Source organism: Tabrizicola sp. (assembly GCF_036781545.1).
Taxonomy (GTDB): Bacteria; Pseudomonadota; Alphaproteobacteria; order Rhodobacterales; family Rhodobacteraceae; genus Tabrizicola.
On the sequence record NZ_DAIQAT010000101.1, the window covers coordinates 1 to 12,337 of the forward strand.

The following is a 12,337-nucleotide window of genomic DNA, read 5'->3' on the forward strand; positions in this document are numbered from 1 at the left end:
TGTTCCAGGCGGCGGCTTCCGCGTCGATCTCGTAGGCCACCTTGCGGGGGGTCACCGAATAGCGGACGTCGTCGAACAGGAAGAACTCGGCTTCCGGGCCGCAGTAGAAGGCGTCACCGATGCCGGAAGACTTGAGGTAGGCCTCGGCCTTCAGCGCGATCTGGCGCGGGCAGCGCGAATAGGCCTCACCGGTATCGGGCTCGACCACGTTGCAATGCACGCAGAGGGTCTTTTCCGCATAGAACGGGTCGAGGTAGACCGAAGTCGCATCCGGCATCAGCTTCATGTCGGACTGGTCGATCGACTTCCAGCCCGCGATCGACGAGCCGTCGAACATGAAGCCTTCCTCGAAGAAATCCTCGTCCACCAGGTCGGCGACCAGCGTCACGTGCTGGAGCTTGCCCTTCGGGTCGGTGAAGCGGATGTCGACATATTCGACCTCCTCGTCCTTGATCAGTTTCAGAGCCTTGGCAACGGCGCTCATCTGACTGCCTTTCGGTTTGGGGTTGATGGATGGGCCTTGCGGGCCGGGTTCGGACAAGCCCAGAATTTCCCTAGAAAAACTCTGGGCCTGGGTCAGACAGCATCGTCGCCGGTTTCGCCGGTGCGGATGCGGATGGCTTGTTCCACGGGGGTGACGAAGATCTTGCCGTCGCCGATCTTGTCGGTGCGTGCGGCACTGACGATGGCCTGGACGGCGGTGTCGACCATGTCGTCGGTCAGCACGACCTCGATCTTCACCTTGGGCAGGAAGTCCACGACATATTCGGCGCCACGGTACAGCTCGGTATGGCCCTTCTGGCGGCCGAAGCCCTTGACCTCGGTCACGCTAAGGCCCTGGATCCCGGCCTCCTGCAGGGCCTCCTTCACCTCATCCAGCTTGAATGGCTTGATGATCGCCTCGACTTTCTTCATGGGCTGCTCCCCCCGCTTCCGTCTCTGGCCTCTCTGACCACTTCCCTGTGCGGGGGACAATGTGACAGGGTTTCGCGGATGGCTCTGGCCGGGGGATTCCTTGGGCTTCGCCTAAAATTTGTGCAGTCAGCCCGTTGTTCGGGCGGTCTGAAAACACGGGTAGCTGAGAAATGACCGAACTCCTGACCGCCGCGCAGATGCGGGCCATCGAACAGGCGGCGATAGCCAGTGGCGAGGTCACGGGGCTGGAACTGATGGAACGCGCCGGACGGGGCGTGGTCGAGGCGGTGTTCGAGGAATGGCCGGAGCTGCGAGCGACCTCGCGCCGGGCGGTGGTCCTCTGCGGGCCGGGGAACAACGGCGGCGACGGGTTCGTCGTGGCGCGGCTGTTGAAGGAGTGGGGTTGGGAGGTGGAGGTCTTCCTCTACGGCGACCCGGAGCGGATGCCGCCGGATGCAAGGGTGAACTATGAGCGGTGGGTGGGGATGGGGGAGGTTAGATCATTCGAGGACGCTGACGGCTTTATCTTTGATGATGCTCATCTGGCTATTGATGCCTTGTTCGGGATCGGACTTACCCGAACCAACCGCGCTGCTGGCGGCCTGTGGAATATTGCCCAGAAGTCAGGGTGTCGATTGGTTGCAATCGACGTTGTTTCGGGTGTGTGCGCCGACAGTGGGCGATACATCCTTGAAGATGCGGATGATGTATATGTTCCGCCCTTCGATCTCACCGTGACGTTTCAGGCGGCAAAGGTCGGGCACATGCTTGATGCGGAGCCAGAGCTCTGCGGGCGGCTGAAGGTTGTTTCACTCGGGATTCATAGCTACGAGGCCGACAGGGACCTTGCTCGTCGAGAGGCCGATTGGGTCACGAGCACAACCCCATTTGTTCCGGGCTTAACAAAATCGCACGGCCACAAATACTCCCACGGCCACGCCCTCATCCTCTCCGGCCCATCCGCTCGCGGCGGGGCAGCGCGGCTTTCTGCGCGGGGAAGCTTGCGGATCGGGGCGGGGGTGGTGACGGTGGGCTGTCCGCCCGAGGCCATCCCCGAGAACGCCGCCCGGCTGGATGCGGTGATGCTGCGGGGGGTGGCGGATGGGGGCGCCCTCGCCGGGGTGCTGGAGGACAGGCGGATCAATGCGCTGTGTGTGGGGCCGGGGTTGGGGGTCGGTGCGCGGGAGGCGGGGTTGGTGGCGGTCGCATTGGATGTTCCAAACCCCATCCCGGGCTTGACCCGGGACCTCGCTCAATCCGGGGGACAAGGTGGACATGGAGGCCCCGGATCAGGTCCGGGGCGGGGTATCGTCCTCGACGCCGATGCGCTGACGATCCTCTCCCAACACCCCGACCTCTTCACCGCCCTGCATGACGGATGCGTGCTCACCCCTCATGCCGGGGAGTTCGCGCGCCTCTTCCCCGACATCGCCGAAAAGCTGGCCGAACCGGCAACCAAGGGCCCCGCCTATTCCAAGGTCGACGCCGCCCGCGAGGCTGCGAAGCGCGCGGGCTGTGTGGTCCTGTACAAGGGGCCGGATACGGTGATCGCCGACCCTACCGGGCGCTGTGCGATCAATTCAGCCCATTACGACCGGGCGGCGCCGTGGCTGGCGACCGCAGGGTCGGGCGATGTGCTGGCGGGGTTCATCACCGGACTTCTGGCGCGGGGGTTCAGCCCCTTCGATGCGGCCTGTACCGGGGCCTGGCTGCATGTCGAATGTGCGCTGTCGTTCGGGCCGGGGTTGATCGCAGAGGACCTGCCGGAGGAATTGCCGAAGGTGTTCCGGGGGTTGGGCATTTGACGACCGGCGCGATGTAGGGTGGGGTTCAACCCCACCTTACGATCCCCTCCATCCCTCACACCGCCCGGTCGATCTTGGTCGACAAGTGGATCAAACTCTCCGATGCCCGGACGCCGGTCATCGCGCCGATCTGGTCCAAGACCGAATCCAGCACCTGGGTATTGGGGCAGGCCACCTGCACCAGAAAGTCGAACCGGCCCGACGTCGTGAACACCCGCTCGATCTCGGCAATCGACCGCAGCCGGGCCAGTACGGCGGCCTGGGAGCGGGGCTCGATGGTGAGCAAAACCGAGGCGCGCAGCCGCCCTTCCCGCGCAGCCTCGCCCAGCTTCAGCGTGTATCCGGCGATGACGCCGCCGGTCTCCAGACGCTCCAGCCGGGCCTGGATCGTCGACCGCGCGACCTTCAACCGGCGCGAGAGAGTGGCCACCGAAACCCGCGCATCGGCGGAGAGCAGCCCAATGATGTTGCGATCCAGGTCATCCATGCAGTCTGCCGTCCTTTTTCGTCATTATAACGACGAAACCGCGCATTTATATAGTTTTGTTCGGTGAGTTTGTAACCCATATGCGGCATCCTCGACTGCAGGAAAAGGGCGGCTCATACGCACCTGGCCTGGTTCACTTGAAACCACGCTGGTGCCCGGTCCCAAGCTGCACGGGGAAGGGCGAAGCGTCTTGTTGGCAAAGGGAAATACGCCGATGGGACTCTCCAAGACGATCTGGTCCAACCCCACCGATTACCTGAAGAAAGAGCAGCCGGAAAACCCGGTTCTGTTCTTCGCGCCCTCGGCGGCGCAGGCGGCGGCGCGGCGGTTCATCGACGGCTTTCCGGGCCTTGTCACCTATGCGGTGAAGTCGAACCCCGGCGAGGCGATGGTGGAGAACCTCGCGGCGGCGGGCGTGCGCGGCTTCGACTGCGCCTCGCCCTTCGAGATCGACCTGATCCGCCGCCTCGCCCCCGATGCGGCGATCCATTACAACAACCCGGTCCGCGCGCGCCACGAGATCGCCCATGCGGTCGCGCGTGGGGTGAAGAGCTACAGCGTCGATTCGCAGTCGGAGCTTCAGAAGCTGATCGAGATGGTGCCGGTCGCTGGCACCGAGATCTCCGTGCGCTTCAAGCTGCCGGTCGCGGGGGCCGCCTACAATTTCGGCGCCAAGTTCGGTGCGACGGTGGAACTGGCGGTGGAACTGCTGAAGACGGTGGCGGCGGCGGGCTATATCCCCTCGATCACCTTCCATCCCGGTACGCAATGCACCGACCCCCACGCCTGGGAGGCCTATATCCGCGAGGCGGCGGTGATCGCGAAGGATGCGGGCGTGAAGATCGCACGGCTGAACGTGGGGGGCGGTTTCCCCTCGCACCGGATGGTGGGGATCGTGCCCCAGCTGGAAGAGACCTTCGCCCTGATCGACCGTGTCGCGACCGAGGCTTTCGGGGCCGACCGCCCGGCGCTGGTGTGCGAGCCGGGGCGGGCCCTGTGTGGCGATGCCTTCGCGCTGGCGGCCCGCGTCAAGGCGCTGCGCGACGACGCCCATGTGTTCCTGAACGACGGGGTCTATGGCTCCTTGACCGAACTGCCGATGATCGGCGTGATCGACCGGATCGAGGTGCTTACGCCCACCGGCGAGAAGCGGAGGGGCGAGGTCGTGCCGCGCATCGTGTTCGGCCCGACCTGCGATTCGGTCGACCGCCTGCCGGGCGAGATCGCGCTACCCTCGGACCTGGAGGAGGGCGATTTCGTCGTCTGGCAGGGGATGGGGTCCTATTCCACCGTCACCAACACCCGCTTCAACGGCTTTGGCGAGTTGCAGATGGCAACGGTGCTCAGCCTCAAGCTCTGACTGTCTGAAAACCTTCGTGAAATGCGCGCGCCCGGCTGGACAAATCCCGCCGGGCGCATGAGCTTTGTGGTCAAGGGAACCTTAATTCCTGCGTTGCGATGATGGTCTGAAGCGCCGTCCCGCGCCGCTGTCAGAGGAGAGCCGCCACGCGCCTGTTCGACCGCATCCGCAGTTTCTTCCGCCGCGAGGTCGAGCCCGCGGTGGAACCGGCCCCGGTGCCCGAGCCGGGGCGGGTGCGGGGTGTGGTCGATCATGTGGTGATCCTGGATGGCACGATGTCCAGCCTGGAGCCCGGCCAGCAAAGCAACGTGGGCCTGATGTTCCTGCTGCTGAAGCAGATGGGCACCCGGGCCAATCGAAGGCTCTACTACGAACCGGGGATGCAGTGGGAAGGCTGGTTGCGCGGGCTAGCGCTGCTGGAGGGCCGAGGGACCGCGCCGCAGATCCAGCGCGCCTATGGCTGGCTGGCGAGCGGCTATCGCGAGGGCGACCGGATCTTCCTCTTCGGCTATTCGCGCGGGGCCTATGCGGTGCGCTCGCTGGCGGGGGTGATCGACCGGGTGGGGCTTCTGAAGCGGGACCATGCGACGGAACGCGCGGTGCGGCTGGCCTGGCGGCATTATGAGCGCGGGGCCGAGAGCCAGGCATCGAAAGCCTTCATCCGCCGCTTCTGCCATGCCGAGGCGCCGATCGAGATGGTGGGGGTCTTCGACACGGTGAAGGCGCTGGGGTTGCGGCTGCCCTTGTTCTGGATGTTCGCGCCAGACCACTACGGCTTTCACAACCACCAGCTCGGCACCTCGATCCGGCACGGCTACCATGCGCTGGCCCTGAACGAGACGCGCGAGGCCTTTGCGCCGGTGCTGTGGGATTGCCCGCCGGGGTGGGAGGGCAATGTCGAGCAGGTCTGGTTCCGCGGCGCGCATGGCGACATCGGTGGCCAGCTGGGTGACTTTGCGGCGGCCCGTCCCTTGGCCAACATCCCGCTGGTCTGGATGCTGGAACGCGCCGAGGCGCTGGGGCTTGCCCTGCCCGAAGGCTGGCGGGCGGGGTTCCCCTGCGACCCCGATGCGCCAATGGTCGGCACCTGGCGCAGCTGGGGCAAGTGGTTCCTGTTACGGCGGCGACGGGTCGTGGGACGGGACCGGTCGGAACGGCTGCACCCCAGCGCCCTCGCCGCCGCCGGGGCGCGCTGGCCCAGCGAACAGCCGGCGGAATAGGGCTTCAAGCGGCAGGGGCAGGGGCTTAGGCTGGCGCTAGCGCATATCCGAGGCCCGCATCCATGAGACCCTTGACCGTCGCCGCCACCCAGTTCGCCTGCAGCTGGGACCTGCCTGCCAATGCCGACCGTGCCGAGGCGCTGGTCCGTCAGGCGGCAGGGCAGGGTGCGCAGGTGGTGCTGATCCAGGAGCTGTTCGCCGCGCCCTATTTCTGCATCGAGCAGCATCCGCGCTATTTCGACCTGGCTGCGCCGCGGGAAGGCCATCCGCTGGTCGCCCGCTTCGCCGATCTCGCGCGCGAGCTGGGCGTGGTGATCCCGGTCAGCTTCTTCGAGCGCGCCGGGCCTGCCTTCTTCAACTCGGTCGCGATGGTCGATGCCGATGGCCGGGTGCTGGGGCTCTACCGGAAAAGCCATATCCCGCAGGGGCCGGGCTATGAGGAGAAGTTCTACTTCTCGCCCGGCGATACCGGATTCAGGGTCTGGGATACCGCCTTCGGCCGGATCGGCCTGGGCATCTGCTGGGACCAGTGGTTCCCGGAATGCGCCCGGTCGATGGCGCTGATGGGGGCGGAGCTGCTGATGTATCCGACCGCCATCGGGTCCGAGCCGCCCGCGCCCGGTTATGACAGCCAGCCGCATTGGGAAATGGCGATGCGCGGCCATGCGGCGGCGAATATCCTGCCGGTGGTGGCCTCGAACCGGATCGGAACGGAAGTCGCGCCGGAGGGGCGGGAGGTCACGTTTTACGGCTCAAGTTTCATCGCCGATCATGCCGGGCAGCTGGTCGCCAAGGCCGACCGGGTGACCGAGGGCGTGCTGGTCCACCAGTTCGACCTCGACGCGATTGCGGCGCTCCGGGCCAGCTGGGGCCTGTTCCGCGACCGGCGGCCCGGGCTTTACGGCGCGGTCGGGACGCTGGACGGGCGCGGCTAGGGACGCGAAAGGGCGACCGCAAGGGCCGCCCTTCCCAATGCCTTGAAGGCGCTCAGCGGTGGCGCAGATCGACGTAGTCGCGCTTCGCCGGGCCGATATACAGCTGCCGCGGGCGGCCGATCTTCTGGTTCTTCTCCCCGATCATCTCTTTCCACTGGCTGATCCAGCCGACGGTGCGGCTGATCGCGAAGATCGGCGTGAACATCGAGGTCGGGAAGCCCATCGCCTCGAGGATGATGCCGGAGTAGAAGTCGACGTTCGGATAAAGCTTCTTCGAGATGAAATATTCATCCTCCAGCGCGATCCGTTCCAGTTCCTTGGCGACCTGCAACAGCGGGTTGTTGTGGATGCCCAGCAGATCCAGCACCTCGTCGGCGCTTTCCTTCATCACCTTGGCGCGCGGGTCGAAGTTCTTGTAGACCCGGTGGCCGAAGCCCATCAGCCGGAAGCCCGAGTTCTTGTCCTTCGCCTTGGCGATGTATTCCGGAATGCGGTCGACGGTGCCGATCTCCTTCAGCATCTCCAGGCAGGCCTGGTTCGCCCCGCCATGCGCCGGACCCCACAGGCAGGCGATGCCCGCCGCGATGCAGGCAAAGGGGTTGGCGCCGGAGGAGCCGGCCAGCCGCACCGTCGAGGTCGAGGCGTTCTGCTCGTGGTCGGCGTGCAGCATCATGATCCGGTCCATCGCCTTTTCGAGGATCGGATTGACCACGTAATCCTCGGTCGGGACGGCGAAGCACATGTTCAGGAAGTTGCCGGAATAGCTCAGCGCGTTCTTCGGATAGACGAAGGGCTGGCCGATCGAATATTTGTAGGCCATCGCGGCGATGGTCGGCAGTTTGGCGATCATCCGGATCGCCGCGACCTCGCGCTGCCAGGAATCGTTGATGTCCGTCGAATCGTGGTAGAAGGCGGCCATCGCGCCGACCACGCCCACCATGGTGGCCATCGGATGCGCATCGCGGCGGAAGCCGCGGAAGAAATAGTGCATCTGTTCATGCACCATCGTGTGGCGCGTCACCCGCTGGGTGAAATCGGCCAGCTGCGCGGCGGTCGGCAGTTCGCCGTAAAGAAGCAGGAAGCAGACTTCCAGATGCGTCGACTTCTCGGCCAGCTGCTCGATCGGATAGCCGCGATACAGAAGCTCGCCCACGTCGCCGTCGATATAGGTGATCGCGCTTTCGCAGGCGGCGGTCGAGGTGAAGCCCGGGTCGAAGGTGAAGACATCCGCCTCGCCGTAAAGCTTGCGGATGTCCAGCACATCAGGGCCGAGGGTGGGTTTCAGGACGGGAAGGTCGTAGGTGGTCCCGTTCAGCTCTAGCTTGGCGTTGGTGTCCGACATGGTTCTCCCCAGTCATGGCGGTCGCACCCGGTCGGGCGCGGCCATTGGCTATCCTGCACCCCGGCGGGGGCAGCTTCAAGGCCGGGGGGCGCTGGTCACTGCGACGCGTCCGACAGCCTGGCGACGGTTTCTTCCCGACCGATGGTTAGCATCATGTCGTAAACCGAAGGTGTAACAGTTCGGCCAGCCAGAGCCGCCCGAAGCGGTGCCGCAAGCTTGCCGAACCCGATGCCGTTCTCAGCGGCGATGCCGGTCAGGATGGGCTCCAGCGCCTCTTTCGTCCAGCTAGCAGTTTGCAGGCGCGGCGTCAATGATTTCAGTATACCACGGGATACCGTATCCAGCGCCTCTCCGGCCTTCACGTCCTGCACAATCGGCCGGGAGATCATCAGGAACGATGCCTTATCAATCAGTTCCGGGAAAGTCTTCACCGAGGACTTGAGGAAGGGCAGGGCCTGTTGCATCAGCCGGGTCTGCGCCTCGGTCAGCGGCTCGCGCCCCGCGGCAGCAAGGTAGGCCTGCAGTTCATGCAGCAGCGCGGCATCCTCGGCCATGGCCATGTGGTGCCCGCAGGTGTTCTCAAGCTTCTTGAAGTCCAGCCGGGCGGGCGCGCGGCCGATCCCGGACAGGTCGAACATCTTCATCGCCTCTTCCGAGGTGAAAATCTCGGCATCGCCATGCGCCCAGCCAAGCCGCGTCAGATAGTTGCGCATCCCGGCCGCCGGGTAGCCCATCGCCTGATATTCCTCGACCCCGGTTGCACCATGGCGCTTGGACAGCTTCTTACCGTCCGGCCCGTGGATCAGCGGGATATGCGCCCAGACCGGGACCTGCCAGCCCATCGCGTCATAGACCATCTGCTGCCGCGCGGCGTTGTTCAGGTGGTCGTCGCCCCGGATCACATGGGTGACGCCCATGTCATGATCGTCGACCACCACCGCCAGCATATAGACCGGCGTCCCGTCCGAGCGCAGGACGATCATGTCGTCCAGCGTCTCGTTTTTGATCACCACGCGGCCCTGCACCTGATCGTCGATGATGGTCTCGCCCGTGCGCGGGGCGTTCATGCGGATGACGTATGGCGCATCCGGATGGGTTGCGGGATCGGCATCGCGCCAGGGCGACAGGAACACCGGATAGCGGCCCGCGGCCTCTTCCGCCGCACGGAAGGCGGCGATTTCCTCCTGCGTCGAGAAGCACTTGTAGGCCGTTCCTCGCGCGAGCATCTCATGCGCGACCTCGGCATGGCGATCCTTCCGCGCGAACTGGCTGACCACATCGCCATCCCAGTCCAGGCCAAGCCAGGTGAGCCCGCGCAGGATCGCCGCCGTCGCCTCGGGGGTCGACCGTTCGCGGTCGGTGTCCTCGATCCGCAAGAGGAACTTGCCGCCCCGCCCGCGCGCGTAAAGCCAGTTGAAAAGCGCCGTCCGCGCGCCGCCGATGTGCAGATACCCGGTGGGCGAGGGCGCGAAACGGGTGACGACCGGGGAAGTCGGGGCTGCAGGCATCGGACGTTAACCTTTCGGAAACCATGGCGGACGTAGGATTGCCGAGGGTTTAGGCAATCGCGGGGTGGGAAACAAGGTGGCCATCGTCAGGGCCGTGATCGCTCCGCTGGAGGCGCTGCAGACGGCGCGGGGAATGCTGTTCCCCTGGATCGCCGTGCTGGTCGGCTGCGGCATCGGCGCCTGGTTCAGCCTGCAAGAGGAGCCGGGGGTTGGAAGCTACGCGCTGGCGGCGCTGGTGCTGGCGGGCGGGCTGGGCCTTGCTGCGAAGGTAGAGCTTGCACGCCCGCTGGCCCTTGCCGCCGCCGCCCTTGCCGCGGGCTGGATCGCCGCCGGGATCCGCGCCCATTCGCTGAACGCCCCGATGCTGGATTTCCGGTACTACGGCCCGGTGGAAGGCCGGATCGTCGAGATCGACCGCTCGCAATCCGACGCGCTGCGCCTGACGCTGGACCGGGTGGTGCTGCAGGAGGTTGCGCCCGAAAAGACCCCGCTCAGGGTGCGGGTGTCCCTGCAAAAGGCACAGGACTGGCTGACGCCGACGCCGGGGCAGGTGGTGATCCTGACCGCGAACCTTGCCGCGCCCGAAGGCCCGGTGGAGCCCGGCGCCTTCGATTTCCGCCGCATGGCCTTCTTCAACCAGCTCGGCGCGGTGGGCTATACCCGCACGCCGGTCCTGCTGCTGGAAGAGCCGTCCGGCGGCGCGCTGCCCATCGACAGGCTGCGCAGCTGGCTGACGCAGGGAATGCTCGCGCATATGGACGGCCAGGCCGGGGCCTTCGCTGCCGGCGCGATGACCGGGGACCGCTCGGCGATCACCGAGGATACGGTGCAGGCCCTGCGGGATTCCTCGCTCGCGCATCTGCTGGCGATTTCGGGGATGAACATGGCCTTTCTCATCGGCTTCGTCTTCGCGCTCTTCCGCTACGGGCTGGCGCTGGTGCCCTGGGTGGCGCTGCGGGTGAACACCAAGAAGGTCGCAGCGGTGGTCAGCCTCGGGGTGGCGCTCTTCTACCTGCTCCTGTCGGGCGCGAATGTGGCGACCGAACGCGCCTTCATCATGATCGCGGTCTTGCTGGGTGCGGTGCTGCTGGACCGCCGGGCGCTGACCCTGCGGTCGGTGGCGGTGGCGGGGATGGTGCTCCTCCTGATGAAACCGGAAAGCCTGCTGGAGCCCGGCTTCCAGATGTCCTTTGCCGCGACCATCGCGCTGATCGTGGGCTTCGGGGCGCTGGACGGCAGCATCTACCGCGAGCGGGTGCCGCGCTGGCTGATGCCGGTCTTCACGCTGGTCCTGTCCTCGCTGATCGGCGGGCTTTCGACCGCGCCCTATGCGGCGGCGCATTTCAACCGCTTCACCGACTACGGGCTTCTGGCGAACCTGCTGACCGCCCCGGCCATGGGCGTGGTGATCATGCCTGCCGGTGCCCTGGCCGCGCTGCTGGCGCCCTTCGGCCTAGCGGCCCTGCCGCTGTGGGCGATGGAGCAGGGCGCGCGCTGGATCCTGTTCGTGGCGCACTGGACCGCCGGGCTGGACGGGTCGGTGACGGCGATCCCGGCGCCCGGGCCATGGGTCCTGCCGCTCTTCACGCTGGGCTCGATCTGGCTGATCCTCTGGCGCAGACGGGTCCAGGCGCTGGGGATTTTGCCCGTGCTGGCCGCCCTCGGTCTCTGGCTCATGGCGGATCGGCCGGTGCTGCTAGTCTCGGGCGACGGCAAGCTTCTGGGGCTGGAGGGGCCGGAGGGCCGGGCGCTGTCAGCCCCGAAGGGCGGGGGCTTCGCCGCCGAGAACTGGCTGCAAAACGACGGTGATCTGACCGGGCAGGCCGAAGCCGCCACGCGGCCCGGCTTCGATGGCCCGCAAGGCGAGCGCTGGTTCGATCTGGCGGGGCTGCACGCCGTGGCTCTGTCCGGCAAGGGGTCCGAGGCAAAGGTGGGCGAGGTCTGCGGATCGGCCGCGCTGGTCATTCTGGCCGCGAAGGTCGAGGCCGTACCGAAGGCCTGCCCGTTGATCGATGCGAAGACCCTTTCGGCGACAGGCCCGCTGGCGATCTGGCGCGAGGGCGATGCCTTGCGGATCGAGACGACGAAAGGCGCCCACCGGCTGTGGTCGCCGCCCGCGCGCAAGGTCGTGCTTCCCGACCTGTCCGGCACGAAGCTTGAGCTTGCCGCTCAGTAGCTGCGGATCAGCCCGACGAGGCGGCCCTGCACCTTGACCAGGTGGTCGGGGAAGACCCGCGTCTCATAGGCCGGGTTCGCGGCTTCCAGCGCGATCATGTTGCCGCGACGGCGGTAGCGCTTCAGCGTGGCCTCGTGATCCTCGACCAGCGCCACGACGATATCGCCGTTGTCCGCGGTGCTTTGTTCACGGATCACGACGATATCGCCGTCGTTGATCCCGGCCTCGATCATGGAATCGCCTTTGACCTCAAGGGCATAATGTTGCCCCTTGCCCGACAGCATCGAGCCCGGCACCGCGACATGGTGCGACACTTCGGAGATCGCCTCGATCGGCACACCGGCGGCGATGCGGCCCATCACCGGCAGTTCCAGCGCATGGACGGTCGAGACCGGCATCGCGCCGCGCGGCGGATCGACCTTGTCGCCCGCGATCACCTTGGGCGAGAAGCCGGGTTTCTCCATCGCCTCGGGCAGCTTCAAGATCTCCAGCGCCCGCGCCCTGTGCGCGAGACGGCGGATGAAGCCGCGTTCTTCCAGCGCGGTGATCAGCCGGTGGATGCCCGATTTCGACCGCAGGTCCAGCGCAT

General features: G+C 66.2%; 11 protein-coding genes. 5 read left to right on the forward strand and 6 right to left on the reverse strand.

What is annotated here, in order from left to right; translation table 11 throughout:
- Both V7Q39_RS14190 and V7Q39_RS14195 read right to left on the reverse strand, forming a co-directional pair.
- A partial coding sequence (locus V7Q39_RS14190) for a glutamine synthetase beta-grasp domain-containing protein (protein ID WP_333817253.1) occupies positions 1–484 on the reverse strand: 484 nt, incomplete at its 3' end.
- Between the two features lie 92 nt (positions 485–576).
- Positions 577–915 carry a P-II family nitrogen regulator gene (locus V7Q39_RS14195; protein ID WP_294968666.1) on the reverse strand — a complete coding sequence of 113 codons (339 nt, stop codon included), beginning with the start codon at positions 913–915 and terminating at the stop codon, positions 577–579.
- A gap of 170 nt (positions 916–1,085) precedes the next feature.
- Here V7Q39_RS14195 and V7Q39_RS14200 point away from each other — a divergent pair, with 170 nt between their 5' ends.
- Positions 1,086–2,720, forward strand: coding sequence for an NAD(P)H-hydrate epimerase (locus V7Q39_RS14200; protein ID WP_333817254.1), 1,635 nt, complete (start codon positions 1,086–1,088; stop codon positions 2,718–2,720).
- Positions 2,721–2,775: 55 nt separating this feature from the next.
- Here V7Q39_RS14200 and V7Q39_RS14205 read toward each other — a convergent pair whose 3' ends face one another.
- The gene (locus tag V7Q39_RS14205; RefSeq protein ID WP_333817255.1) at positions 2,776–3,207 is read right to left on the reverse strand and encodes an Lrp/AsnC family transcriptional regulator; all 432 of its coding nucleotides are present in this window, start codon (positions 3,205–3,207) and stop codon (positions 2,776–2,778) included.
- 214 nt (positions 3,208–3,421) lie between these two features.
- Here V7Q39_RS14205 and V7Q39_RS14210 point away from each other — a divergent pair, with 214 nt between their 5' ends.
- The 3 genes from V7Q39_RS14210 (at position 3,422) to aguB (ending at position 6,722) form a co-directional block, all read left to right on the forward strand.
- A complete protein-coding gene (locus tag V7Q39_RS14210) occupies positions 3,422–4,567 on the forward strand; it encodes a type III PLP-dependent enzyme (RefSeq protein WP_333817256.1) in 1,146 nt (381 codons plus the stop codon).
- A 200-nt stretch (positions 4,568–4,767) separates the two neighbouring features.
- Positions 4,768–5,787 (forward strand): DUF2235 domain-containing protein, encoded by a 1,020-nt coding sequence (locus V7Q39_RS14215; RefSeq protein ID WP_333817257.1) that lies wholly within the window; start codon positions 4,768–4,770, stop codon positions 5,785–5,787.
- 62 nt (positions 5,788–5,849) lie between these two features.
- Positions 5,850–6,722 carry an N-carbamoylputrescine amidase gene (gene aguB, locus V7Q39_RS14220; protein ID WP_333817258.1) on the forward strand — a complete coding sequence of 291 codons (873 nt, stop codon included), beginning with the start codon at positions 5,850–5,852 and terminating at the stop codon, positions 6,720–6,722.
- Between the two features lie 52 nt (positions 6,723–6,774).
- Here the strand turns inward: aguB and V7Q39_RS14225 are convergent, their stop codons facing one another.
- Both V7Q39_RS14225 and gltX read right to left on the reverse strand, forming a co-directional pair.
- Entirely contained in the window at positions 6,775–8,064 is a 1,290-nt protein-coding gene (locus tag V7Q39_RS14225) for a citrate synthase (RefSeq protein WP_333817259.1), read from the reverse strand.
- Positions 8,065–8,159: 95 nt separating this feature from the next.
- Positions 8,160–9,572, reverse strand: coding sequence for a glutamate--tRNA ligase (gene gltX / locus V7Q39_RS14230; RefSeq protein WP_333817260.1), 1,413 nt, complete (start codon positions 9,570–9,572; stop codon positions 8,160–8,162).
- Between the two features lie 76 nt (positions 9,573–9,648).
- On the opposite strand from gltX, the gene V7Q39_RS14235 reads away from it, so the two are divergent.
- Entirely contained in the window at positions 9,649–11,748 is a 2,100-nt protein-coding gene (locus V7Q39_RS14235) for a ComEC/Rec2 family competence protein (protein ID WP_333817261.1), read from the forward strand.
- On the opposite strand, the gene lexA is transcribed toward V7Q39_RS14235, so the two are convergent.
- A partial coding sequence (lexA, locus tag V7Q39_RS14240) for a transcriptional repressor LexA (RefSeq protein ID WP_333817262.1) occupies positions 11,742–12,337 on the reverse strand: 596 nt, incomplete at its 5' end. The genes V7Q39_RS14235 and lexA overlap by 7 nt on opposite strands.